The sequence below is a fragment of the Onishia niordana genome (assembly GCF_004798965.1).
Lineage (GTDB): Bacteria > Pseudomonadota > Gammaproteobacteria > Pseudomonadales > Halomonadaceae > Onishia > Onishia niordana.
In genome coordinates this window covers 92,453-118,094 of sequence record NZ_SDSD01000004.1, presented here as the reverse complement: position 1 = coordinate 118,094, position 25,642 = coordinate 92,453, and the positions used below count along the sequence as shown (strand labels likewise).

Annotated in this window: 22 protein-coding genes; 8 read left to right on the top strand and 14 right to left on the bottom strand. The window is 55.4% G+C overall.

The window, feature by feature from the left end:
• Positions 1-133 precede the first annotated feature (133 nt).
• Entirely contained in the window at positions 134-724 is a 591-nt protein-coding gene (gene gmhB, locus ETC27_RS09435; RefSeq protein WP_136254745.1) for a D-glycero-beta-D-manno-heptose 1,7-bisphosphate 7-phosphatase, read from the top strand.
• 183 nt (positions 725-907) lie between these two features.
• Here the strand turns inward: gmhB and gyrB are convergent, their stop codons facing one another.
• From gyrB to dnaA, 4 genes are all read right to left on the bottom strand, one after another.
• Complete coding sequence (gene gyrB, locus ETC27_RS09430) at positions 908-3,328, bottom strand: DNA topoisomerase (ATP-hydrolyzing) subunit B (protein WP_136254744.1); 2,421 nt, start codon at positions 3,326-3,328, stop codon at positions 908-910.
• Positions 3,329-3,331: 3 nt separating this feature from the next.
• Positions 3,332-4,441: a DNA replication/repair protein RecF gene (recF, locus tag ETC27_RS09425; RefSeq protein ID WP_136254743.1), complete on the bottom strand. Its 1,110-nt coding sequence runs from the start codon at positions 4,439-4,441 to the stop codon at positions 3,332-3,334.
• Positions 4,442-4,505: 64 nt separating this feature from the next.
• On the bottom strand, positions 4,506-5,609 hold the full coding sequence (dnaN, locus tag ETC27_RS09420) for a DNA polymerase III subunit beta (RefSeq protein WP_136254742.1): 1,104 nt from the start codon (positions 5,607-5,609) through the stop codon (positions 4,506-4,508).
• A 61-nt stretch (positions 5,610-5,670) separates the two neighbouring features.
• Positions 5,671-7,140 carry a chromosomal replication initiator protein DnaA gene (gene dnaA, locus ETC27_RS09415; protein ID WP_136254741.1) on the bottom strand — a complete coding sequence of 490 codons (1,470 nt, stop codon included), beginning with the start codon at positions 7,138-7,140 and terminating at the stop codon, positions 5,671-5,673.
• Between the two features lie 557 nt (positions 7,141-7,697).
• Here dnaA and rpmH point away from each other — a divergent pair.
• The 4 genes from rpmH to mnmE all read left to right on the top strand — a co-directional run bounded on the left by rpmH (position 7,698) and on the right by mnmE (position 11,506).
• On the top strand, positions 7,698-7,832 hold the full coding sequence (rpmH, locus tag ETC27_RS09410) for a 50S ribosomal protein L34 (RefSeq protein ID WP_136254740.1): 135 nt from the start codon (positions 7,698-7,700) through the stop codon (positions 7,830-7,832).
• Positions 7,833-7,845: 13 nt separating this feature from the next.
• On the top strand, positions 7,846-8,223 hold the full coding sequence (gene rnpA, locus ETC27_RS09405; protein WP_136254739.1) for a ribonuclease P protein component: 378 nt from the start codon (positions 7,846-7,848) through the stop codon (positions 8,221-8,223).
• 111 nt (positions 8,224-8,334) lie between these two features.
• A complete protein-coding gene (gene yidC, locus ETC27_RS09400; RefSeq protein ID WP_136254738.1) occupies positions 8,335-10,032 on the top strand; it encodes a membrane protein insertase YidC in 1,698 nt (565 codons plus the stop codon).
• 100 nt (positions 10,033-10,132) lie between these two features.
• Positions 10,133-11,506 carry a tRNA uridine-5-carboxymethylaminomethyl(34) synthesis GTPase MnmE gene (gene mnmE, locus ETC27_RS09395; RefSeq protein ID WP_136254737.1) on the top strand — a complete coding sequence of 458 codons (1,374 nt, stop codon included), beginning with the start codon at positions 10,133-10,135 and terminating at the stop codon, positions 11,504-11,506.
• Between the two features lie 135 nt (positions 11,507-11,641).
• Here the strand turns inward: mnmE and ETC27_RS09390 are convergent, their stop codons facing one another.
• From ETC27_RS09390 to rdgB, 4 genes are all read right to left on the bottom strand, one after another.
• Entirely contained in the window at positions 11,642-12,508 is an 867-nt protein-coding gene (locus ETC27_RS09390; protein ID WP_136254922.1) for a 23S rRNA (adenine(2030)-N(6))-methyltransferase RlmJ, read from the bottom strand.
• Positions 12,509-12,594: 86 nt separating this feature from the next.
• Positions 12,595-13,266, bottom strand: coding sequence for a YiaD family glycine zipper/OmpA-like lipoprotein (locus ETC27_RS09385; RefSeq protein ID WP_136254736.1), 672 nt, complete (start codon positions 13,264-13,266; stop codon positions 12,595-12,597).
• A gap of 41 nt (positions 13,267-13,307) precedes the next feature.
• Positions 13,308-14,474, bottom strand: a complete 1,167-nt coding sequence (gene hemW / locus ETC27_RS09380; RefSeq protein ID WP_136254735.1) for a radical SAM family heme chaperone HemW — start codon at positions 14,472-14,474, stop codon at positions 13,308-13,310.
• A complete protein-coding gene (gene rdgB / locus ETC27_RS09375; RefSeq protein ID WP_136254734.1) occupies positions 14,471-15,070 on the bottom strand; it encodes an RdgB/HAM1 family non-canonical purine NTP pyrophosphatase in 600 nt (199 codons plus the stop codon). The genes hemW and rdgB overlap by 4 nt, the downstream gene beginning before the upstream one ends.
• A 399-nt stretch (positions 15,071-15,469) precedes the next feature.
• Between rdgB and ETC27_RS09370 the strand changes: the two genes are divergently transcribed.
• From ETC27_RS09370 to ETC27_RS09360, 3 genes are all read left to right on the top strand, one after another.
• A complete protein-coding gene (locus ETC27_RS09370; RefSeq protein WP_136254733.1) occupies positions 15,470-16,144 on the top strand; it encodes a LuxR C-terminal-related transcriptional regulator in 675 nt (224 codons plus the stop codon).
• A gap of 53 nt (positions 16,145-16,197) precedes the next feature.
• Positions 16,198-17,631, top strand: coding sequence for a sigma-54 interaction domain-containing protein (locus ETC27_RS09365; protein WP_240724865.1), 1,434 nt, complete (start codon positions 16,198-16,200; stop codon positions 17,629-17,631).
• 167 nt (positions 17,632-17,798) lie between these two features.
• The gene (locus tag ETC27_RS09360) at positions 17,799-18,875 is read left to right on the top strand and encodes a transporter (protein ID WP_136254732.1); all 1,077 of its coding nucleotides are present in this window, start codon (positions 17,799-17,801) and stop codon (positions 18,873-18,875) included.
• Between the two features lie 118 nt (positions 18,876-18,993).
• Here ETC27_RS09360 and ETC27_RS09355 read toward each other — a convergent pair whose 3' ends face one another.
• The 6 genes from ETC27_RS09355 to hemL form a co-directional block, all read right to left on the bottom strand.
• Positions 18,994-19,647 (bottom strand): hypothetical protein, encoded by a 654-nt coding sequence (locus tag ETC27_RS09355; protein WP_136254731.1) that lies wholly within the window; start codon positions 19,645-19,647, stop codon positions 18,994-18,996.
• A 60-nt stretch (positions 19,648-19,707) separates the two neighbouring features.
• Complete coding sequence (locus ETC27_RS09350) at positions 19,708-20,406, bottom strand: C39 family peptidase (protein WP_205742718.1); 699 nt, start codon at positions 20,404-20,406, stop codon at positions 19,708-19,710.
• A 45-nt stretch (positions 20,407-20,451) separates the two neighbouring features.
• The gene (locus tag ETC27_RS09345) at positions 20,452-20,850 is read right to left on the bottom strand and encodes a hypothetical protein (RefSeq protein ID WP_136254730.1); all 399 of its coding nucleotides are present in this window, start codon (positions 20,848-20,850) and stop codon (positions 20,452-20,454) included.
• A 126-nt stretch (positions 20,851-20,976) separates the two neighbouring features.
• The gene (locus ETC27_RS09340; protein ID WP_136254729.1) at positions 20,977-22,221 is read right to left on the bottom strand and encodes a hypothetical protein; all 1,245 of its coding nucleotides are present in this window, start codon (positions 22,219-22,221) and stop codon (positions 20,977-20,979) included.
• A 485-nt stretch (positions 22,222-22,706) separates the two neighbouring features.
• A complete protein-coding gene (locus ETC27_RS09335) occupies positions 22,707-24,275 on the bottom strand; it encodes a bifunctional aminoglycoside phosphotransferase/ATP-binding protein (protein WP_136254728.1) in 1,569 nt (522 codons plus the stop codon).
• 16 nt (positions 24,276-24,291) lie between these two features.
• A complete protein-coding gene (gene hemL, locus ETC27_RS09330) occupies positions 24,292-25,581 on the bottom strand; it encodes a glutamate-1-semialdehyde 2,1-aminomutase (protein ID WP_136254727.1) in 1,290 nt (429 codons plus the stop codon).
• Between the last annotated feature and the right edge of the window lie 61 nt (positions 25,582-25,642).

Sequence of the window (25,642 nt, the reverse complement as noted above, 5' to 3'; positions counted from 1 at the left end):
GCTTTCGCCTCGTACCATGTTTCACGTGGAACATCGTGTAACCATTCGCAATGGTTATCTCATCACTCAGTTGTTCCATGTGAAACACCCACCTACACTAAACGATTGAGCCTACCCACTGAGACACTCCATCATGCCCATTGCCCCAAAACTTGTAATCCTCGATCGTGATGGCGTCATCAACCAAGATTCCGACCAGTACATCAAATCCCTGGACGAATGGGCGCCCTACCCCAGCGCCATCGACGCCATCGCTAGGCTAAGCCGCTCAGGCTGGACCGTCGCGGTAGCCACTAACCAGTCAGGGATCGGCAGGGGGTATTTCAATGAAAGTGTCGTCGAGGAGATTCATACTAGGCTAAATGCCCTAGTAGAACATGCCGGCGGTAAGATCGAGCAAATCGTCTACTGTCCCCATGATCCCGCTGATAACTGTCAGTGCCGGAAGCCCAAAGCGGGTCTGCTGGAGACCATCCGCGATCGTCTTGGTCTCTCGGATCTGGCGCGCAGTTGGATGGTGGGAGATAGTCTGCGCGATCTACAGGCAGGAGAAGTCATTGGCTGTCGCTGCGTGCTGGTACGAACGGGCAAGGGAAGCGACACCGAGGCCAAGAATCAAGGCCTGGAAAACGCCATGGTCTTCGATGACCTGGCAGCCTTCGTGGCGTGGCTTGTGAGCGAAGACGCCGCGATCAGCAGCACGACGGCCTCGAGCGGAGCGTGATGAAGTAGCCACACTCCCGGCCGAAGGGACGCTGTCGCCAACGTCGAGAAACACTTCCCCACAAAAATGAGTGTGCCATGAACGCAAAGAGGCCGGCATAATATGCCGGCCTCTTTCGTTTGTTAGCTAGCCATACCATGTTTCACGTGGAACATATCAACGTGACCCAGGTACTAAACCAGATCATATATCCAAGTTGGCCACCAAGGCGAAGCGCTCGATGAAGTCACGACGAGGCTCCACTTCGTCACCCATCAGGGTATTGAACATCATGTCGGAGGCCACCGCATCTTCGATGGTGACGCGCAGCATACGCCGCGTATCAGGGTTCATGGTGGTATCCCACAGCTGGTCGGGGTTCATCTCTCCCAGACCCTTGTAGCGCTGGATGGAGAAGCCACGCTGTGCCTCTTTCATCAACCACTCAAGCGCATCATAGAAGGTGGTGATCGGCTGCTGGCGCTCGCCGCGTGATACGTAGGCGCCCTCTTCCAGCAGACCCTCCAGCGTATCGCCAAGGCCGGTCATCGCGTGATAGTCGGCGCTACGGAAGAAATCCATGCCCCAGACGTAATCAGTGGAAACCCCGTGGGCGGTTAGTGTCACGCCGGGCAGGAAAAGACCTCGCTCCGTATCTTCCTGAAGCTCGAAGGTATAGCGCGGCCCCCCCTCGTAGGCGATCACCGCATCCATCTCAACCTGTAGCTGATCGATCCAGCGCTGCATCAGAGCTCGGTCCTTGAGGCTTTCCTCACCCGCCAGGCTCTCGACATGGACGATTTTTCTCAGCACCTCGCTCGGATAGACGCGAGCCAGACGATCGATGCGGTTCATGACATCACGATACTGATTAACGAGGGCCTCAAGGTGCTCGCCACTGATCCCCGGCGCATCGGCGTTAACGTGCAGTCCCGCACCGTCCAAAGCCGTCGTGGTCAGGTAATTGACCAATGCCTGCTCGTCCTTCAGGTAGCTTTCCTGCTTGCCACGCTTGATCTTGTAAAGCGGGGGCTGAGCGATGAAAACATGGCCACGTTCAATCAGTTGCGACATCTGGCGGAAGAAGAAGGTCAGCAACAGGGTGCGGATATGCGAGCCATCCACGTCGGCGTCGGTCATGATGATGATCGAATGGTAGCGCAGCTTGTCAGGGTTGAACTCTTCCCGACCGATACCACACCCCAGCGCCGTGATGAGAGTGCCGACTTCAGCTGAAGACAGCATCTTGTCGAAGCGCGCCTTCTCGACGTTAAGGATCTTACCCTTGAGCGGCAGGATTGCCTGCGTACGACGGTCCCTTCCCTGCTTGGCACTACCACCCGCCGAGTCACCCTCGACAAGATAGAGCTCAGAGAGACTCGGGTCCTTCTCCTGGCAATCAGCGAGCTTACCAGGCAGCCCCGCGATATCCAGGGCCCCCTTGCGCCGAGTCATGTCACGCGCCTTGCGAGCGGCCTCACGGGCGCGAGCAGCGTCGAGCATCTTGTTGACGATTGCCTTGGCCTCATTGGGCCGCTCAACCAAGTAGTCGGAAAACTGCCGGCCCATCTCCTGCTCAACGGCTGTCTTCACTTCAGAAGACACCAGTTTTTCCTTGGTCTGGGAGGAAAACTTGGGGTCCGGCACTTTAACGGACACGATTGCCGTCAGGCCTTCACGGGCGTCATCGCCGGAAGTGTTGACCTTTGATTTCTTCAGCAGCCCTTCAGCCTCGATGTAGTTATTGAGGCTGCGCGTCAGCGAGGCGCGGAACCCGGCCAGGTGCGTGCCACCATCCCGCTGGGGGATGTTATTGGTATAGCAAAAGATATTCTCGGCAAAGGTATCGTTCCACTGCATCGCCACCTCAACGCCGACACCGTCTTCGCGCTCGACATTGAAGTGGAAGACCGGATTCAACACCGATTTATTGGTGTTGAGGTGATCGACGAAGGCCTTGAGGCCGCCCTCGTAATGAAAGAGTTCTTCCTTGCCGCTTCGTTCGTCCATCAGACGAATCGCCACGCCGGAGTTCAGGAAGGACAGTTCACGCAACCGCTTGGCGAGAATGTCATAGTGAAACTCGATGTTAGCAAAGGTCTCAGGGGACGGACGGAAGTGGACGCGCGACCCGCTCTTTTCCGTTTTTCCGACCACTGACAGTGGCGAGGCGGGAAAGCCGTGGTTATAAATCTGCTCATGAACCTCGCCCGCACGCCAGATGGTCAGCTTCAGCTCTTCCGAGAGCGCATTGACCACTGACACCCCGACGCCGTGCAGGCCACCAGATACCTTATAGGAGTTATCATCGAACTTGCCGCCAGCATGCAGCACGGTCATGATCACTTCCGCCGCCGACACGCCCTCTTCTTCGTGGATGTCGGTGGGAATGCCTCGGCCGTTGTCACTGACGGTGATCGATTCGTCTGGGTGGATGACGACACGAATTTCACTGCAGTGGCCGGCCAGTGCTTCATCGATGGAGTTGTCTACCAGCTCGAACACCATGTGATGCAAGCCGGTGCCGTCATCGGTATCACCGATATACATGCCGGGACGCTTGCGCACGGCATCCAGCCCCTTGAGTACCTTGATGCTCGATGAGTCGTAAGCCTGTTCGCTCATTGACTACTCCGTCGTGAAGTCTTTCATTCCGTATGCCGCCAGCCGGCCATGTTCCACGTGAAACATTTCCACTGGCGTTGTCGACTGCCATACCCCGGACAGGACCTCGGGGTCGACAGTAGTAATAAACACTTGGCACTCCATGCGTTCCAGCCATCGGCAGAAAACATGGCGGTGTTCGGCATCGAGTTCGGCTGGCAGATCATCGATCAAGTAGATACAGGTCCGCCCTGTTGCCTTTTCCAGGAGCCGACCCTGTGCCAGTTTCAGCGCGCTCACCACCAACTTCTGCTGGCCTCGCGATAGCACCTCGGCCGCAGGCCGACGCTGAATGCGAAGTTTCAAATCCGCACGTTGCGGACCCTGTTGGGTAAACCCCATCTGGCTGTCGCTCTCCCGTCCCTGCTGAAGTACTTCAGCCAGAGTACGCTGACGGTCCCAGCCGCGAGAGTAGCGAAGACTCAATCCCGGCAGTGACAGCAACTCGGCCAGGGTATCTTCAAAGACCGGGAGGAAAGCCTCCATGTAGGCATGTCGTAACGCATCAATTCGCTCACTCCACTGCGCCAACTCATGGTCCCAGACATCCAGTGAACGACCGTCAATTCTATCACGCCTGAGCAACGCATTCCGATGTTTCAGCGCTCGCCGCACACGTCGCCAAGCGTCGAGGAAATCATGTTCCACGTGAAACACACCCCAATCGAGAAATTCACGACGCGAGGAGGGAGAACCTTCCAGCAAGCGGAAAGCATCGGGGTTAATGAGTTGCAGCGGAAGAGCTTCGACCAGCTGAGCGACCCGCGCCACCCTTTCACCGGCCATTCTCATCTCAAGCTCGGACTGATCACGGCGACGGCGTATACCTAGCGGTAGCGGCGGATCGCCGGCCAGGCGACCATGCAACATCATCGCCTGATCGTCATGGTCGATGGCATGCTTGAGTTGCTGGGTCCGGAAAGAGCGCCCCATACCGAGGATGTGGATACCCTCGAGGATACTGGTCTTGCCGCTACCGTTGGCCCCGACAATGATGTTGATCCCTGGCCGGGGTGCCATTTCCAGACTGGCCAGGTTGCGAAGGCCCATAAAGGCGAGACGGTCGAGGGTCATGACAGGCTTTCCGGGTTAATGCCCGACGTGGCGGGCATTAACCGTGGCGCAGAACAAGAAGAGATCAGAGGCGCATCGGCATGACCACGTACATGGCATCGCCGCCGCCAGGCTCTTCCATGAGGGCACTGCTATTGGGGTCAGCCAAGGTCATCTGGACGCGGTCTTCGTCAATAACCCCAAGCACATCAATGAGATAGCCGACATTAAAGCCGATTTCCAGGGCCGGACCGCTATACTCGATGGCGACGTTTTCTTCGGCCTCTTCCTGCTCGGGATTATTGGCCATGACGCGCAGATTGCCCTCTTCGAGGTGCAGCCGAACACCACGATACTTCTCGTTGGAGAGAATCGAGGTACGCGACAGGACCTGACGCAGCTCGGCACGGTCTGCAATGAATACCTTATCGCCATTGCGCGGGACCACACGCTCATAGTCCGGGAACTTGCCGTCAACCAACTTGGAGGTGAAGGTAAACTCACCGGTGTGAGCGCGCACGTGGGTTGAGCCAAGCGTCAGACTGACCGGCTCGTCACTGTCATCAAGCAGGCGCGACATCTCGAGCACGCCCTTGCGCGGCACGATCAGTTTCTGTGCCGGCTCGACCTCGATATCCGCCGAGCGCGAGCAGACGGCGAGACGGTGGCCGTCAGTCGAGACAGTGCGCACCAGGTTGGAACGCAACTCCAGCAGCATGCCATTGAGGTAATAACGTACGTCTTGTTGCGCCATGGCAAAGGACGTCGAGTCAATAAGATGCTTGAGGGTGCCCCGCGGCAGGCTAAGTTCAGCACTACCCTGGCCGTCCTCGATATTGGGGAACTCCGCCACCGGCAATGTCGACAGCGTGAAACGCGAACGGCCGCTTCGCAGCACGGCGCGCCCATCTTCCAGCACGAACTGGATCTCTGACTGCTCGGGCAGCGATTTGCAGATATCCATCAGCTTACGGGCGGGTACCGTAGCCGAACCGGGTTCGTCGACCTGAGTCGGTGCAGTGCGTCCAATCAACTCGACTTCGAGGTCGGTACCCGTCAAAGCCACCTGGTTATCCTGGACCTGGATCAGCACATTGGAGAGTACTGGCAAGGTCTGGCGACGCTCGACCACACCGGCGACCAAGGCCAGAGGCCGCAGCAGGGCTTCCCGGGAGATGGAAAATTTCATGTGTGCTCCACTCTTGTCCTGAATTCGATGACGTGATGCGAGGCTAACCGGTCGGCGGCCATCAGCTGGTCAGCAGACGCAACAGGTTCTTGTAATCTTCGCGGATATCCGCGTTCTCTTCCTGCAACGCCTGCACCTTGCGGCAAGCATGCAGCACCGTCGTATGATCACGCCCGCCAAAGGCATCACCAATTTCCGGTAGGCTGTGATTGGTGAGCTCCTTGGCCAGTGCCATGGCCACCTGACGGGGACGCGCCACCGACCGCGAGCGGCGCTTGGAGAGCAGATCAGACAGTTTGATCTTGTAGTACTCGGCGACGGTGCGCTGAATGTTATCCACCCCCACCTGCTTGTCCTGCAGGGCCAACAGATCCTTCAGGGACTCACGGATGAAATCCTGGGTGATCGTCTTGCCCATGAAGTGGGAGTCCGCGATGACCTTCTTGAGCGCCCCTTCGAGCTCGCGAACGTTGGAGCGAATCTTCTGGGCAATGAAGAAGGCCGCATCATGAGGCAGGTCGACCTTGGCCTGGTCGGCCTTCTTCATCAGGATCGCGACCCGCGTCTCAAGCTCCGGCGGTTCGATGGCAACCGTCAGTCCCCAGCCAAAACGTGACTTCAGCCGCTCCTCTACCCCACTGATTTCCTTGGGATAACGATCCGACGTCAGGATCATCTGCTGACCGCCTTCGAGCAGCGCATTGAAGGTATGGAAGAACTCTTCCTGAGAGCGCTCCTTACCCGCGAAGAACTGAATATCATCGATCAGCAGCGCATCGACGCTGCGATAGAAGCGCTTGAAATCATTGATGGCATTAAGCTGCAGTGCCTTGACCATGTCGGCCACGAAGCGCTCGGAGTGCAGATAGACCACCTTGGCATTCTCGCTCCGCCCGGCCAGCTGGTTACCCACCGCGTGCATCAAGTGCGTCTTACCCAGACCTACGCCGCCGTACAGGAACAGTGGGTTATAGGCGCCACCGGGGTTTTCCGATACCTGGCGAGAAGCGGCTCTGGCCAGCTGGTTCGATTTACCCTCGACAAAGGTCTCGAAGGTGAAGTTGGGATTCAAGCCAGTCTGATGCTTGAGGCCACCCTCGACCTGTACCTGACGCGAATTACCGGCGGGCCGCTTTGGCCCCTCGTCTCGCATGCGGTCGATCTCACGCTCGTCGGCGAAATCACCCCGCGGCGGTGTATGCACCGCGGGCGAGGCAGGCTCCTGACGCGAACCAGCGGAAACTGGCGTACCCAGGTCGCGCGGCTGGGGGGCCGGCGCCGCACGTCGGCTACCGACCGTCAGCGACACCTTAGGTGGCTTCGCCGGTGACAACTCACGCATGAGTTCATTAATACGCTTGGCGTATTTGTCACTGACCCAGTCACGCACGAAGCGATTGGGTGCCAACAGGCAAAGCTCGTTGGACTCTCCATCCTCCGCCTGCAAGGGACGGATCCAGGTGTTGAACTGCTGGGAGCTCAGTTCGTCCTGCAGGTAATCCAGACATTGTTGCCAAAGAGCGACAGACACGCGACCTCACCAACCGGTTGACGAAAGACACGCATTGTATCGTCCGAGGACTAGGTTATCCACATGACGGCGTATCGATTTCGCCCTGTGGACAACCTTGCGGTTGCTCCCTTAAGAAACACTGTGCAAAACGGGGAGTACCATCGTGCTGTGGACAGGTGGTAATTCTGTCAGCAGCTTATCCCCCGAATGCACGCATGAGGTTGACCGCTTTCCCACAAGCTTGTCGTCACGATAATAAGTTGTAATAGATGGTTTATAATGACTTATCCACAAATATTGTCCCCACCATTAATAACAACATCAGTAAGAGAACCTAATAATAGTTATTAAAGAAGATCGCGGTTGATGACTAAGGCAGGACTGGCGCACCATGCTTGGCCTCAGCTTCGATGGCGACGCGAAAAAACCGCTCGAGATCGCCGGAAAAATTGCACCGCGGCGGCGAATTCACTAGAATTCCCGGTCTTGAGCCGAATCTACCCGGGTTCCCCGTCGGAGCCAGGGCTTCGCCAATTTGACGTCATGTCCAATTAACCACGTGGGAATCAATAGTTATGAAACGCACTTTTCAGCCGAGCGTTCTCAAGCGCAAGCGTAACCATGGCTTCCGTGCACGCATGGCCACCAAGAATGGTCGCGCCGTTATCGCACGCCGCCGTGCCAAGGGTCGCAAGCGTCTGAGCGCGTGATCTCAGATTGCACTTGCCCCATCAGGATTTTCCCCGGTCGCTGCGCCTGCTGAACGCCGGGGATTATCGACACGTCTTCGACCATGCATCACTCAAGGTTCACGGCAAGGGGATGCTGGCTCTGGCCTGCACCAACCCGCTGGGTCACCCAAGAGTCGGCATGGTGTTCAGCAAGAAGACCGTGCGTCGAGCCGTCGACCGCAACCGTCTTAAGCGCCTCGTGCGTGAATCCATTCGTCACCAGCAGCATCGCCTACCTGCCGTGGATATCATTGTCCTGGCCCGGCGTGGCGTTCATGAGCTGGATAATGACACTCTGCATCGCCAGCTTCATGGCATGTGGCGGCGTCTGGAAAAAGACGTTCGCAAGCAGTCGACCTCGTCGCCCTGATCGGGCGCACCGGCGATCCTCAAAGCCTGCCCCTGGCAGGCTTTTGTGTGTATTCACGGGGCAACAATCGCTGCACTGCAGAATGTTCATTTTCCATCGGGCAGGACCCTCATGGACGTAAAACGACTCCTATTGCTGATCCCCCTCGCCGTCCTGGCCTATCTGCTGGTCGTACAGTGGAACCAAGACTATGGCCAGATCACCACTGAAACCCAGGCGCCTACGGTCGCCAACAGTGGCCAGCCCACCGAGCAAGCTGCCCGTGATGAAACGTCGGGCCTATCGGCACCCACCACATCCGGTCAGAATGCAGCATCGGATCTCGGCGGTGACATGAGCACCCCGGGCGCGCAAAGCAACAGCCGCGCGCTGGTCGCTGTCACCACCGACGTGCTTGACGTACGCATCGATCCGCAAGGCGGTGATATCGTCTATGCGGCCCTGCTCGACCATAAGCTGACCAACAACTCTGATCAGCCCTTCGTATTGCTATCCGACAATGGAAACCGCAGCTTCGTCGCCAAGTCGGGCCTGCAGCTCGAAGGACACGAAGGCAGGATTGCCTTCACGCCAAGCCAGGCCGAGTATCAATTGAACGAAGGCGAAGACAGCCTTGCTGTCGAGCTGGATGCTGAGGTCAATGGCGTGAACGTTACGAAACGCCTGACCTTCGAGCGCGACACTTACGCTGTCGAGGTCAACTACTTCCTCAACAACGCGCGTGATGAGCCCGTCAGCGCTCGCTTCATTGGTCAGTTGGCTCGAGACAACAGCGCCGACCCGAGCACCGGTTCCGGACTCGGTATGCAGTCCTTTATGGGGGCGGCCTACTCCTCACCGGAGAACCACTACCAGAAGGTGGACTTCGAGGAGATTCAGGAAGGCAGCTTCAACAACCGTGATGTCGAGGGCGGCTGGGTTGCCATGATCCAGCATTACTTCACCACGGCCTGGGCTCCCGAGCAGAACCAGCAGAACCTCTACTACGCTGCGACCGACTCTCGTGAACGCAATGTCGCCGCCTTCGCGAGCCCGCTGCAGACCCTGGCACCGGGCGGTGAAGCCGCACTCGGTGCGACTGTCTACATGGGGCCCAAGGTACAGGAGCGGCTTGAGGCTGTGGCCCCGCACCTAGAGCTGACGGTGGACTTCGGCTGGCTGTGGTTCCTGGCCAATCCGCTGTTCTGGTTGCTCGACCATATCCATGACCTGCTTGGCAACTGGGGCTGGTCGATCGTGGTACTGACCATCGTGGTCAAGCTGGTGCTGTTCCCGCTGTCTGCCAAGGCCTACAAGTCGATGGCCCGCATGCGCAAGCTGGGTCCAGAGATGCAGCGTCTCAAGGAACAGTTTGGCGATGATCGCCAGAAGATGTCCCAGGAGATGATGAAGTTCTACCAGAAGGAGAAGATCAATCCGCTGGGGGGCTGTCTGCCGATCCTGATCCAGATGCCGGTGTTCATCGCGCTTTACTGGATGTTGATGGAGTCTGTCGAGCTTCGCCATGCGCCCTTCATGCTCTGGATAGAGGATCTGTCGGTTAAGGATCCCTACTTCATCCTGCCGATCCTGATGGGCGCGTCCATGTTCGTGCAGCAGCTGCTCAACCCGACACCGCCGGATCCGACACAGGCCAAGATCATGAAGATGCTGCCGGTGATCTTCACGTTCTTCTTCTTGTGGTTCCCGGCCGGCCTGGTGATCTACTGGGTGGTCAACAACACCATCTCGATCCTGCAGCAGTGGTTCATCACGCGGAACATCGAGAACGACCCAAGCGTTGGTAAGGGTATGAAGACCAAAGGCTGATCCTGGTCATCGCCACGCTCCCAGACCCCCGCCTCGGCGGGGGTCTGGCGTTTCTGCCCCCGTCACGGGACAATTCACTGAGTCTTTCACCGGAGTCATCATGGCCACCCCTCGTCTCTATACTCAGGACACCATCGTTGCTCTCGCCACCCCGCCGGGTCGCGGAGGGGTGGGCATTGTTCGCGTCTCTGGTCCGCTGTGTGCCGCGATAGCTCGATACATGCTCAACACCCTGCCCCATCCACGCCAGGCGCACTACGGGCCGTTCAAAGGCCAAAATGGGGTAATAGACGAGGGTGTGGCGCTGTATTTCAACGACCCGCACTCTTTCACCGGCGAAGATGTGCTGGAGCTGCAGGGTCATGGTGGCCCGGTGATCATGGATCTGCTGCTCGAATGCTGCGTTCAGCAAGGCGCTCGGTTAGCCCGCCCCGGCGAATTCTCGGAGCGCGCCTTCCTAAACGATAAACTGGACCTGGCGCAAGCCGAGGCCATCGCCGATCTGATCGATGCCAGCTCACGAAGCGCCGCCGAGAACGCCCTGCGCTCGCTGCAGGGTGAATTCTCGACCCGCGTCGACGCGCTCGTTCAACGGCTGATTGAGTTGCGAATATACGTTGAGGCCGCTATCGATTTCCCTGAAGAGGAAATCGATTTCCTGGCCGATGGCAAGGTCGCGTCGATGCTTACCTCGGTCAAGGAAGAGCTTGCCAGGGTAAGGGCCAGTGCCGGCCAGGGTGCGCTGATGCGCGAGGGCATGAGCGTGGTGATCGCCGGTCGACCCAACGCCGGCAAGTCGAGCCTGCTTAATGCCCTGACCGAGCAGGATACGGCAATCGTCACCGATATCGAGGGCACGACCCGAGACGTGCTGCGCGAGCATATTCATCTGGACGGCATGCCGCTACACGTGATCGATACCGCGGGGCTTCGCGATACGCCGGATGCCGTCGAACAGATTGGGGTTGCCCGTGCCTGGGCGGAGATCGAGAAGGCCGATCGCGTACTGTTGATGGTTGATGCCGGCGAGAGCGATGCTACCGACCCGATGGCCATCTGGCCGGAATTCGTCGCCCGTCTCGCCGACCCCTCTCGACTGACCCTGGTACGCAACAAGGTTGATACCAGCCAGGAAACGCCCGGGATCGACTTATCCACAGCCACGCCGGTCGTACGCCTCTCGGCCAAGACCGGAGGGGGTGTGGATAACCTGAAAGAGCACTTGAAGACGATAATGGGGTTTTCTGCCACCACTGAAGGCCGCTTTTCAGCCCGTCGCCGCCACCTGGATGCTCTGGATCGCGCGACCTCGGCGCTTGAGAATGGCGAGGCTCAGCTGGCGGGCTTTGGGGCAGGAGAACTATTGGCCGAAGACCTTCGTGACGCTCAGCAGTCGTTGGGCGAGATTACCGGCGAATTCACTGCCGACGACTTGCTTGGCGAAATTTTTGGCAGTTTCTGCATCGGTAAATAACGGCTCGGGATGACCTGCTTCCAGTCTGGCCCCCCGGCAGCACCTTCTCTGCGATGATGTCGGGGACTGGGTTCACCCACCTTCAATGCGAGTGAACCGCTGGCCTTTCCGTGCTCCCACAATGTAAGTGACCACTTACTCACCAACCCACCAGTCGCTCTCATGACGCCCTTCGGGAGCGAGACGGTGACGAATCAGTGGCATTGTCTGATTCAATATGTCATCGAGGCCCCAGGGGGGATTCATCACCAGCATGCCGCTTCCATACATGCCATGGGATGTCGCACCGGGATCCTGGAGAATGAACTCGCTGCGCCATAACTTGCGTATTCCGGACCGCTTCACTTCATCGAGCAAGCCCTGATGGCGCCCCGCCGGTAGCAATGGGTACCAGATCATCACCACTGCATGGCGGGCCTTGCGGCTCACTTCGGCAAGCGTGGCGGCTACCTCGGCATATTCCTCCTTGCGCTCGTAACTTGGGTCGATAAGCACACAAAGGCGTGGCGTGGTCACCGGTAGCCGCTTTCTGAGCCCGTCCAGACCATCGCCGTGGATCCGTCGCGCATTGTCAGGCAACGCCTGTCCACTGAGATGATCATGCTCTTTTGGGTGGAGCTCGAAGAGGCTAAGCCGATCCTGCGGGCGCAATGCCTGCGTGAGCCACCAGGGCGAACCTGGATAGACCGAGAGCCGCGGCTCACTCCCGGGGCTTACCTCGTGCTGAGCCCGATCAAGTGCATTGAGCCATTCCCCAAGCACCGCATCAGTCTTGCACAGTGTCTCACGCGCGTCCCAGAGCGGCGCTACTCCACGACGGTACTCTTCGAGCTTGCGGGTTTCCTCGGCGTTCAGGGGATAACACCCGCGACCGGCATGCGTATCCATATACGTAATGGGAGATTCTTTACGTAACATGTGGCGTGTTACGGCAAAGAGCGTCAGGTGCTTATGAACGTCGGCAAAATTACCGGCATGGTAAGCATGCTGATAGGCAAGCATAGTGGGATCCATGAAAAAGACCCGCGAGCTTAATGGCAAGCGCGCGGGTCAGTGTGACGCCTACCAGAGCAGGCGTCAGATGGGCGTTATTGCTGTTGCATCGGGGTCAGGGTGATTTCGACCCGACGGTTCTGGGCCCGGCCCTGCTCGGTGTCGTTACTGGCCACAGGCTGGTTTTCACCATAGCCGGTCATCGACAGGCGAGTGCCCGGAACACCGGTTTGTGCCAGATAGTTACCCACTGCAGAAGCGCGGCGCTCGGAGAGTTGCTGGTTGTAATCGGCCGCCCCTGTGCTGTCGGTATGGCCGGCGATATTTACGCGAGTCTCCGGGTACTGCTGGAGTACATTGGAGACATCATTCAGTGCCGTCTGTGCAGCGGTGGTCAAGTCACTGGAGTCAAAGGCGAAGGTCACGCTGCTCGGCATGTTGAGGATGATGTTATCGCCCTGGCGATCGACACCGATCCCGGTCCCCTGCATGCTCTCGCGCAGCTCGGCCTCCTGACGATCCATGTAGGCCCCGATACCGCCACCAGCGGCAGCGCCGGCCGCCGCACCAATCAGTGCCCGGTCACGGCTGCTGGAGCCACCATCGCCACTTGCCATGCCGGCCAAGGCGCCCACGGCGGCGCCAATGGCGGCGCCCGTGCCTGTCCGATTGCTCTGAGTTTCACCGGTATTGGGATTAGTGGTGGTACAGCCCGTCACCAACAGCGCAGCCGCTAGCGGTACAGCGAAGCGAAAAGATTTTCTCATGCGGTTCATACTCCTTTGGGTCGCGACCTCATCATTCAGAATTAATCGTCTCCGACCATAGCCAAGAGATCATTAAGAAACAACAAGCCCTGTGGAGAGGCTCTCAAATGCGCGGGATCTTCCACAAGTAATCCTTTTTTTCGCGCTTCGGCCAGTTGCTGCTGAAGCATGGGCAGTGGACGGCCAGTATGGCGTGTCCAGGTGTCGATCGGCACCCCATCAATCAGACGAAGGGCATTCATCGCGAACTCGAGCACTAGATCCTCTTCGGGGATACGCTGGTGGCCGGCCACGAAGCCACGTGGATCATTCAATCGACGCAGGTAAGCCTCGGGCTGTCGGCTCTTCCAGCGGCGCTCGATTTCAAGTCCCTGTGCTCCGGGACGACTGAGCTTGCCGTGAGCGCCGGCACCAATGCCCAAGTAATCGCCGAAGGTCCAGTAGTTGAGATTATGGCGGGCTTCGCATCCTGGGCGGCTATAGGCCGAAATTTCATAGCGAACATAACCGGCTGCCTCAAGCTTTGCATGCCCCTCATCCTGGATGTTCCAGAGCGTTTCTTCCTCGGGAAGCGTAGGAGGATGGGAATGAAATTCGGTATTAGGCTCAAGCGTCAGCTGATACCAGGATAAATGCTCGGGACCCAAGGATAGCGCCTGATGCAGATCATCCTGAGCTAACAGAGGATCTTGCCCTGGCAGGCCATGCATGAGATCGAGGTTGATATTATCAAATCCCGCGGCGCGGGCCTGTTCAAAGGCATGCTGGGCATCGCCGCCGCTATGGATGCGGCCTAATGCGGCCAGCTGGGATGACTGGAAGCTCTGTATGCCCAGTGACAGCCGATTGATACCCGCGTTTCGATACCCCTCAAAGCGGTCATGCTCGACGGTCCCGGGATTCGCCTCGAGGGTGATCTCGATGTCTTCTGCAAACGGCAACCTGAGACGGAGCTCGTCAATGAAACGCCGATAGAAATCAGCCGACATCAGGCTTGGCGTCCCACCCCCTATGAAAATGCTGACCAGTTCTCGGCCCGCGGCCAGAGGCAAGTCAGCGTCAAGATCCGCCAACAACGCCGCCAGGTAGTCGGCTTCTGGAAGCTCGGCTCCATAGCCCACGCCATGCGAATTGAAGTCGCAATACGGGCATTTGCGAACACACCAGGGCACGTGGACATACAGCGCGAGGGGAGGGAGCACATTCATGTTGCCAGCTGCTCCAGCAGTGACTGCATGGCGAGACCGCGGTGGCTACACCGATTTTTCTCATCGCCATCGAGCTCAGCAGCTGAGCATCCCAATTCTGGCAACCAGAAGAGAGGATCATAACCAAACCCTCCTTCTCCACGAACCGATGTCAGAATCTCGCCTTCCCAACTACGTTGAACGATCAAGGGAACGGGATCTTCAACATGACGCAGATAGACCAGCACGCACCAATAGCGTGCTGTGCGCTGGTCTACAGGCACTTCTGTCAAGGCATCGATCAGCTTGTGATTATTGGCCTCATCACTCTTTGGTTCACCCGCATATCGGGCGGAATAGATGCCGGGCGCACCATTCAATGCATCAACCGCCAGGCCAGAATCATCGGCGAGGGCGGGCAGCCCACTGATCCGACATGCTTCACGCGCCTTTAGCAGTGCATTCTCAACGAAAGTGAGCCCGGTTTCCTCTACCTCAGGCACCTCGTACTCACTCTGTGGATGAACGGCATACCCCAGGGGAGACAGAAGGCGGTGGAACTCCTGCAGCTTGCCACGATTCCCACTGGCCAGCACCAGACGTTGCGTAGTCCTCATTGATCCGACTCCATCTAGAAAATCTAGTCCATGTTACCCCTCAACGTGAGGCAGAGACACACGGGGAAGCGGCCACGGCTGAAAGAAAGCATGAGCAAAATCATTAAAAAGAATTAACTAATTAGACGTCAAAAAGTGGCGAGAGCTGAAAATTCACTCAATAATGATATCTAGAGCTATCAGACAAAAAGCAGGGGTTCTTATAAGTAATTGATATTAAAGAAATTAATTTAGAAAAAAAGGCTTCTGCAGATCACCTTCACTGAAACCTAAAACTCAAGAATGTAACGGAACTTTACAAAGTGAGCAGAAAGGTCAACGCTTAGCTGAGATTACCAAGAATACGTCCGATACGGCTTGATAGCGCCGCATGACGAAAACTTCATCGGAGATAAGGTCATGAGTCACCCAGGCACCTCAATACTGCTCGTAACCGACTGCAGCCCGCAGTCACAGCTCTTCATCAACTATATTCATGAGCAGTTGGAAGAAACGGTTACCTCTCTGGCCCCCGATGCACAGGCCATTCCCGAGGGCAATACTAAAAACATCGTATTGCTGGACACGAACCACGTAACCGAAGAAGCCATTCAGCTCTGGCACAACCTATCACTGGAAGATGAAACCATTACATTGGCAGCCTTGAACCTTAAAGATGAGGACAATGCAGCGGATCTGCTTGCTGCCTATCATCTACAGGGCGTGTTCTATCGTAACGACAGCCTATTGCTCACATGTAAGGGGATTAGTCGGCTGATAGAAGGGGACCTATGGATGTCGCGAACACTGATGGCCCGCCTGATCAACTTCTATCGACAGCAGCAGCGCAATGCATATCGGCCTGTTTGCGGGTTAACACATCGTGAAATGGAGATCATCAGCCTTCTGAGCTCTGGCGCATCCAATACCGACATCGCCGACAAGCTCTTTGTCAGCGAGCATACGGTAAAATCGCATCTCTATAATATTTTCAAAAAAATCAAGGTTCACAACCGTATCCAAGCGATGAACTGGGCACGACAGAATATTGCGACGACCCCGGTGCCATTAAAAAAAATTCTCACGGGGTCTTGAAGAATGAGTAGCAAAACTAACTCTTCCTTGCTCTTTCTATAAAGGTGTAGCGAATGAACTCACCTGAGTTCTTCATTTTTCCCCATGACTGCTATCCGCATATCAAGCGGATGCTTGAAACCCTTGAAAAAAAAGGGTGGATAGGGGTTTCCTGCGACAAACTACCCCTAAAGGAAAAGGATAACGCTTCTGCAGCAAAAGTAGGGCTAGTAGCTATTTATAGCTCAGATAGAGAAGTTCTTTCTTCCATCGAGATGTTAATCACCAACTACCCTGAAACAGAGTGGGTTGGTTGGGTAATGGATAAATACTCAGTAGAAAAAAGCAGTGAAATAGATGATTTCATATTACGTAACCTTCATTGCTTTCATCAAGAAGGTGATTCCATTGATGACATCATTGTTTCCTTAACTTCCTGTAACGCAATGTCAGCGCTGAAAAATAAGAACAAAGTGCAAGAGAGAAAAAATATAGGTAAAAACGATAGCATGAAGCAAATGCTAGGCAATGCGAGTTCCATGAAGTCTTTATTTAGCACCATACAAAAAGTCGCTACTGTGGATGCGCCTGTTTTTATTAATGGTGAATCAGGAACTGGAAAAGAACTTACAGCACGTAGTATCCACGAACTATCTTCACGATGCGATGGACCATTCAATGCAGTCAATTGCGGAGCACTGCCAACACATCTCATTCAGTCAGAACTCTTTGGACATGAAAAGGGCGCATTCACAGGTGCTGTTAAACGCAAAATCGGACGTATCGAAGCAACGCAAAGTGGAACGCTTTTCTTGGATGAAATAGGCGATCTTCCGCTAGAAATGCAGGTTAACTTATTGAGATTTCTTGAAGATCATAAAATACAGCGTATAGGTGATACATCGGAAATATCCGTCAATGTTAGAGTGCTAGCAGCCACACATGTCGATTTAAAGAAAGCTATCGAAGAAGGGCGTTTTAGAGAGGACCTCTACCATCGCCTAAATGTACTCCATATCTCAGTGCCATCTTTAAGAGAAAGGAGCCAGGATATTGAGCTTATCGCAAATTATTTTTTCGAACAGTTTTCCAGTGAAGGGGCTGCTAGGGCTCGAGGCTTCAGCCAAGATAGCAGAGTAGTAATGCAGCAATATCAATGGCCCGGTAATGTAAGAGAACTCATCAATCGCGTCAGAAGAGCTACCGTGATGTGCGAGCATCGTCTAATCTCACCGGAAGACCTGGGCCTGGAACGACGCAGTCATGATTGGCGAGAACCCCTTACCCTGGAAAAGGCCAGGGACATTGCCGAGCATGAAGTCATTAATGCGGCTTTGGTAAGGAATAAGCACAAGGTGCAAAAGGCGGCCAAAGAATTGGGCATTTCTCGGGTCACTCTCTACCGGATGATGGAGAAACATCACATCTCTCGTCATTGCAGCGAAGAAAATATTCCCAGAAATGCGTTGCCTGATCAGGGCAGTGTGGTAAAAGTATCCACTGGCTAACTACAAAAAATATTTTATAGCGACAAAACCCTTGAGGCGAGCTATGGATCTACTAATATTCAAACTGAAAATATGAGAATAGGCCGTATTTGTTAGCTGACACGGCATAGCGAACGTGTTCAGCATGTTGTCGTATTCAAGGAAAACAAAGGGTAAGGGGGAAGACAATGAGAAAAATAGCCAAAAGCGCAATCGTTCTACCGGGTCTGCTAACAATGATGGCGACGGGAAGCACCTATGCGCAGACATCCAACGATGAAAGCATGGAGGCTGTAGGCCAGCCACCTCCCGCGCAGGATATGCAACCAGAAATTCAAGCAATACCCGATATTGGTGGGGTTCTGACCCCTAAAGGTCGACTGGTATTAGAGCCAGAGTTTCAATACTCTCACTCAAGTGTCAATCGACTAACGTTTCGCGGCGTAGAAATACTCAGTACGCTTCTAGTAGGCGCTCTGAACGCAGAAGACGTTGACAGGGATACTTGGACGACCTCGTTGACCGGACGATTGGGCGTTACCAACCGCCTGGAGCTAGAGCTCAAAGTGCCCTATGTGTATCGCGAGGATACGGTCACAAACACCATCGCAGAAGCTCAACCCTCTTTTAATCAAACAAACTCTCGCTCAGGTGACGGCTTGGGTGATATCGAAGTCGCCGCTCATTATCAGCTCAACAGAAACCTCGATGGTGGCCCTTTCTACGTGGGTAACCTGCGTTACAAGTCAACGACGGGGAAGAGTCCCTTCGAGATCGACCGTACCGATGATGGCATAGAACAAGAACTGGCAACAGGCTCAGGTTTTCATTCCATCGAACCTAGCTTGACTGTCCTTTTCCCCTCAGATCCTGCCATTTACTTTGCTAACATTGGTTATCTCTTCAACTTGAAAGATGATGTCAATGAGAGAATTGGTGATTCTGTCATTGGCGAAGTGGACCCAGGTGATGCCGTTCGCGTCAGTTTCGGTATGGCCTACTCGATAAACCCTAAATCATCATTTACTCTAGGGTACAAAAATGACTTCATCGGTCAAACTGAAACCGAGTTTACCAACCCTGACACTGGGGTAAAAATTACACGTACAGGTGAGTCTCTGAACATCGGCTCTATGCTACTCGGTTGGTCTTATCAGCTAGACCCCGATGTCGCGCTAAACTTAAACCTGGAATTTGGTATTACCGAAGATGCGCCTGATACAACACTGACACTTCGCACGCCTTTCGGTTTTAATGTCTTTTAAGACTTTTTAAATAAGTGCATAACAAAAGAGGCCTTCAGTTAATGAGGGCCTCTTTATTAATACCGACAGTTATTAAAACCACCATCGATAGACAAAATCCGAATACGGGGCTTAATGTCTAAAAATTGCCAATAGACCTCATGATCGCCGCCTGTGCCTTTGCAGACTGCAATGCCTCGACATTTTTAAGTGATACACTGACATCAATACTCTGAGAAATATTTTGCCCAGAACCGTTGCTTACGACCGCACTAATGATGGCTTTACGGGTAATGTTATGAAGTGCCGCTGTAAAGCTTCCCGCATCCGAAATAGCTACACCCGTAAAGTCGGAAAGTCCAGCCAGGTTGAAGGCCTTTGGAGCAACTTTAGTGACAGAGGTGCCTTTGGGGCTGACACTGGTAACATTAGGTGACGCGTCATAAACGTCTTCAGAAACAACATTAATACCAGCCTTATTAAAAGCCAGCTGTGTCTGCATTCTTACCATGCCATCAATCTTTGTTTGTAGTGTCGCGCCAAAGTCCACATCGACACCGCCAATAGAGAAGCCACCTCGTAACTCATCCATTGCATCTAGCGGGATGATGGAGGCATGAGAGTGAGTATAGATATCTTCATCAAGCGGTGACATGGCCGCTTCACTAAGAATCAAGCTCTCAGCTTTTATTGTAGTAGGCACGGATACTAGGCTTGCCAGAATCAATGCGGACAGACTGGCTACGTGAACCTTACTATAGCCATTCCTTAGGGTACTCCTTAAAGCTTTCATGGTTTGCCACTCCTGTAGTGATAAACCGCGGAAAAATAGAAGCTGATACAGCTAATTCACTTATCGGCCCAACTCATTTCGGCCAGGCAATGATAATATAGCCGAACCAATAGTCGAGCGTTGCATGCCTTGTCGGAGGGGGGATTCTGGTCTAACTCGCCAATCACGATCGTTATTGAAATACTGCTTAGCTAACAACATATCCTCACGTGCTCCTAGCACGCTTCCTGTCCACAGTGTTTCAAAATGCTCTTTGGGTACTACCACCGTGCCTACCGCAGGATCCCCAACCAGAACGTTGCCATCATCCATTCCCTTGATTACCACGAAGTGCTTATAACCACCTGTATTTATAAGGGTTATTGCAGGCAGTCCAATTCCGATGAAGTCGTCAAGCTTCACACGAAACCCATCCGAGTTAAGACCCTTTGAATCCAAGTACTGCTTCATGTCGAGCATGGAAAATCCATAGGTACGGATTTTTTCCGCATCACCACGCTGAATCATCGATTCGAAAACGGCGACTTCTGAAGTGGGTTGCTCATAATGGTAGGTTAGCAGTGTCGCGACGGCAGCGGAGCCGCAGCTGAAATCATACTGTTGGCGTACCACATTTTCCCAGCGAAGCTCATTGAGACTCTCAGCCTTCACTTGGAAAGACCCGAATGGGTTAGCAATTGTCACAGGTCCTGCCACGGCAGCCTGAGCCCCCAGTATCAAAGTGGCTGTTATTATCGCTGACCGGAATAACATCGACATGATACTCGCTCCCTTATTTCACCATCGCTAATAGTACTATCAGCTTTACTGGGGATTGGCTATGTAGACGCTTATGCCAACAGCACCGCTCACAGCATTGGCATTACCTGTGGTGATATTGAAAACTCCAACACCACTAAAACTGTTCATCGAATTTGCTTCAATATTCACGTTGCCACTCACAACATCCCCACCGACATTAAACTGCGTGGTTTCGACTGATGTATCGACGTTTTGAATACTCTGAACGTTAGTTAGATTAATACCTTCCCTACCGCGCGCTTCTTGCAGTTCCTCGACCTCAAGAGGCTTGTTGTTATCAAACCCCTGTGTTTCCACCAGTGAATCGGCATGACCGGGCTGACTTAATCCAGCGGCAATCACCATGCCTACACCGACGAACAGGGTCCTGTACCGAGGCAAGCAAATATTCATCGCACACATGGCCTGGCACTCCTTCCATTGAGAACGCTCGTGATGAACAACAAGCTGGCGGGACAATCCCGCCAGCCCTAACAGTCACATCTCAGGATAAGATCTTTGCGACATTACGTCGTTTGATCGTATCCGTTAGTTGCCGATGTTGACGTTGCTGTGAGCAGACACATTGGTGCCAGCCACTTGGGAGTTATAAATCCCGGTCGAGACGTTCATGTTGGCAATACCGCCAAAGTTGCCGGCAGCCACACTGACGTTGGCATTACCGGTGCTCAACATTGCAGCTCCGCCGGCTCCGCCAGCACCACCAGCCCCACCGTTGCCGCTAGAGGCTGCCACAGCACCACTGGTGGCACCGCCGCCGCCGCCGCCATTGCCGGCACCGCCGTTACCGCTATCGGCTGTCGCAGTGGCACCATTCCCGCCTGCAGCACCGGTACCATTCCCTTCACCGGTACCTGCTCCGGTGCCAGCGCCACCTGTGGCTGTTCCGGCAGTTGCGTCGGACGTGGCGTTCGCTTCAGAGTTGGCTTCGGCGAACTGGTCTACCTCACTGCCCGATCCGCCACGGCGACGAGGATCAAAGCCAAAGGACCGTTGTGTTTCGCCATTGCCATCAGCGGCTTCACTATTATTGCCAGCCAGCGAGCCGGCGGCACCAAGCGCGCCGGAATCGGCATCGGCATCACTCTCGCCACCTTCGCCGTAGCCCAGACCAAGGCCTACGCCAAGGCCAGCACCACCTTTGGCACCATCACCACCGATAGCCTTGGTTTCACCGGACTTACCACCGTCCCCGTAACCGCCATCACCAGCCTTGGCCATGCCCATCGCCATGGCATGCCCGCTGTTGCCGCCATTGCCACCGTGCGAGCCAGCTCCGCCCGTGATATTGATGGTGGAACCTGTGACACTGGAGCTCATCTCCTGCATGGAGATCACGCTGGTAGAGGTGTTGAAGGACTCGCTATAGGCCCAGGCATCACCACCACGGCCGGTTGAGCCGCCCGCAGCGCCAACGCCATTGCCAGTTCCAGCGGCGCCATTACCGTTGCCACCGGTACCACCAGTACCACCATAGCTACCATCGTCGTCACCGCCGCCCCAGCCGCGGCCCTTGCTTTGATAACCCTTGCCACTTCCAGCCTCGACATCGCCGCCGTTGGCATCACCGCCCCAGCCATCGCCGCCTGCTCCCAGACCTAGGCCGCTGCCACCATTAGCATTCCCGCTGCTGCCTCCGGTAGCGGTAGCGCCTGAGATTACCGCCTGATTGGTTTCTCCCTTGGCGACACCGACGCTTGGGTTGGCATGTGCAACGGAAATTGCCATTACCAGGGCCAGCATTGAGGTACCTGCAATAACGTAATTTTTCATGACCGTTTCTCCAGTCTGGATATGATCCCTTGTCATTCCCTGCGAAACGTAATCCGTCAGTAAACCGGTTGCGGTCGAAAGCTGGCGTCATCCATTCGCAGTCGAGATTTACTACGCACAATGCGTGCCAGCTTTTATGAAACTTTTTGTAAACCACTGTAAGTATCAGGAAATAAAAAACGGGGCGGCGAGGGGAGGGGCGAAGGCTAGCCTGGGGGTGAAGAGGTAGGCAGTCATAGCGATAAAAGCGTTACATTTTTGTAACAACACGAATAACACAATAGTCCTGACCAATATTTTCTTCTTTTAATTCAGCCTATTAGTCATTAAATATCGATGATGCATCAGCGATACAAAAAACGGCCACCCTGCATTAAAAGAACGCTAGGTGGCCGAGAAAAAGTAAAAAAATCCAACCATTACAACGTACTGCATAACACCGTAAGCCCGATGTACAAACATACGGTGACTGACGAGGCAGTGGGTCAGGCTTGATTCATATGCTGCTGGATCAGTTCAACCAGCGTTTCTGTGGCATCGCTTGCCGTTGTATCCAGATGAACCAAGTGCCGACGTTCTTCATTGCTGAAGGCCTCGAAGTGTTCAAGTTGTCGTTCGAGTACGGAAAGGCTCGCCTCGGAGGGGTCGCCCCCACGACGCGCCCGCTTCACGATACGCTCTCGCAGAGTGGCTTCATCGGCCTCGAAGCTGATGGTCATCACTGCCAGGCCTCGGGCCTCGGCCTGTTCAGCCAGCAAGTCACGCTGTGACCTCTTCAGACAGGTTGCATCGATACACACCGAGACACCTGCCTCGAAAAGGAGGCCACTTAGTTGTGCCAGATGCTGGTAGGTACGCTCAGTCGCCTCCGTGGTATAGATATCCACACCCTGCTGGTGACTATCCGCCTGTGGAGCGAATCCATATAGACGCTTGCGTTCCACATCGGAACGCAACCGCACGCCGCCAAGGCGTCTGACCATTTCGCCGGTGAAACGGCTCTTGCCACTGCCCGATACGCCAACACCGATCAGCAGATAGGGAAAGCGGAACTCACTGTAGCCTTCCGCCAATGCCAGATAGCGTTGATACTCGGACCAGATAGACGTGCGTTCGTCAGCCGGTAGCGTGGGCTCGGCGTAACGCAGCATCGCCACCTTGGCACGTACCAGAGCACGATAGATCTTGTAGTAGTCGAGCACCCCTACCAGGGCGTAGTCACCCGAGAGTTCCAAGTAACGGTTCAGCGCATGACGCGCTAGCATCAGCTCACCGCGAGCCTCGAGATCCATCAGCAGGAAGGCCAGATCACAGCCGACATCGTTCCAGCGCAGGGCATCATTGAACTCGATGCCATCGAACAACAGCGCTCGGCCCTGATGACGCACGGCGTTACCCAAGTGGATATCGCCATGGGTCTCGCGAACGAAACCCTGGCGATGGCGCTCGGCAAACACCGGCATCAGCCGGGCCTCCATCTCATTGACCCGTTCCCTGAGGGTATCCAGCCGTTGGTGATCTTGCGGGCTGGGCAGACGATCGCCGATCAATGAGAACTCTCGGGCCACGATCTCTTGCGTCGCCTCGGCACTGCCATGTTCGCTCGACGTCTCGATTCGCTGCGCCTGCTCGTGAAAATCCACCAGTTGGTCGATCAGGTCATCGAGCAGTTCCACCGACAACTCGCCATCTTTCTGCAAGATACTGAACAGATGGCGATTGCTGAACTGGCGCATCTTCACCGCATACTCGAAAGGCGCGCCTTCACCGTTGAGCTTCGGCGCCTCCGGTGAGCCTGAGATGGGCACCACATCCAGGTACAGGCTCGGTGCCAGGCGCTGGTTGAGACGCACTTCCTGCTCGCAGAGAGCGTGGCGTTTCTCGAGGCTCGAAAAATCCAGGAAGCTGCCGAGATCGACCGGCTTCTTGATCTTGTAGGCGTAGTCGCCGGTCAACAGGATCCATGAAATGTGGGTTTCATGGACCTCGATCTTATCTACCGGATGATCAAAGCAGGCCGGATGGCTAAGCGCCTGAATCAGGACATCGCTCACGGTGATGCCTCCTTGGTTAGGCCTGGCTCATGGCAGTAAAAGCCCGCTCGGCGCCGTCCAGGGTCGCCTGGATATCTTCCGGGGTATGGGCATTGGACATGAAACCGGCCTCATAGGCCGAAGGCGCCAGATAAACCCCCTCGTCGAGCATCAGCGAGAAGAAGCGGCGAAACGCATCGGCATCACAGGCCGTGGCCTGAGCGAAGTTGTCGACCTGCGATTGGGCAGTGAAGAAGAGCCCAAACATGCCACCGGCCCGCTGAGTGATCATATCGATACCAGCGGCATCAGCACGCGCCTTAAGACCATTGCATAGCGTCTCGACGCGCTGAGTCAGGGCCTCATGGAAGCCGGGTTCCTGAATCTTGGTCAAAAGGGCAATACCGGCGGCCATGGCCAGCGGGTTGCCGGCCAGTGTGCCGGCCTGATAGACCGGCCCCAGTGGCGATATCTGCTCCATCACCTCGCGCTTGCCGCCAAAGGCCCCGACCGGCATGCCACCGCCGACGATCTTGCCAAGGCAGGTCAGGTCCGGCGTCACCCCGAAGTGTGCCTGGGCACCGCCCTTGGCAACGCGAAAGCCCGTCATCACCTCATCGAAGATCAATAGACTTGAATGGCGATCACAGACCTCACGCAGCGTCTCGAGGAAGCCTTCTCGTGGCGGAATGCAGTTCATGTTGCCGGCCACCGGCTCGACGATAATGCAGGCCACCTGATCGCCGATCTCCTCGAAGCAGGCTTCCACTGCGTCGAGGTCATTGAAGGGCAGGGTCACCGTATGTTCAGCAAGCGAGGCCGGCACGCCCGGCGAGCTCGGCTCACCATGGGTCAGGGCCCCGGAACCGGCCTTGACCAGCAGGGAATCGGAATGGCCGTGGTAGTTGCCCTCGAACTTCACGATCTTGTCACGACCCGTATAGCCTCGCGCCAGACGAATCGCCGACATGGTGGCCTCGGTGCCCGAGTTGGTCATGCGCACCATGTCGATGGACGGCATGATCTCGCAGATAAGCTCGGCCATGCGGGTTTCGATCGCGGTCGGGGTACCGAAGGACAGTCCCATATCGAGACGCTCGCGCACCGCACCCAGCACGTCCGGATCGGCGTGTCCGGTGATCATCGGTCCCCAGGACCCTACGTAGTCGACATAGCGTTTGCCCTCGACATCATGCAGATAGGCGCCCTGTGCACGCTCGATGAACACCGGCGGACGATCCATGCCCTTGAAGGCACGAACCGGCGAATTGACGCCGCCCGGGATATGGCGACAGGCCTGTGCGAAGAGCTCTACTGAGGTGGTCATGAAAGCCTCTCGGGTCTGATAGTGCGAAGTTGTGGATAAATCTCTGAATAATGCGGATAAC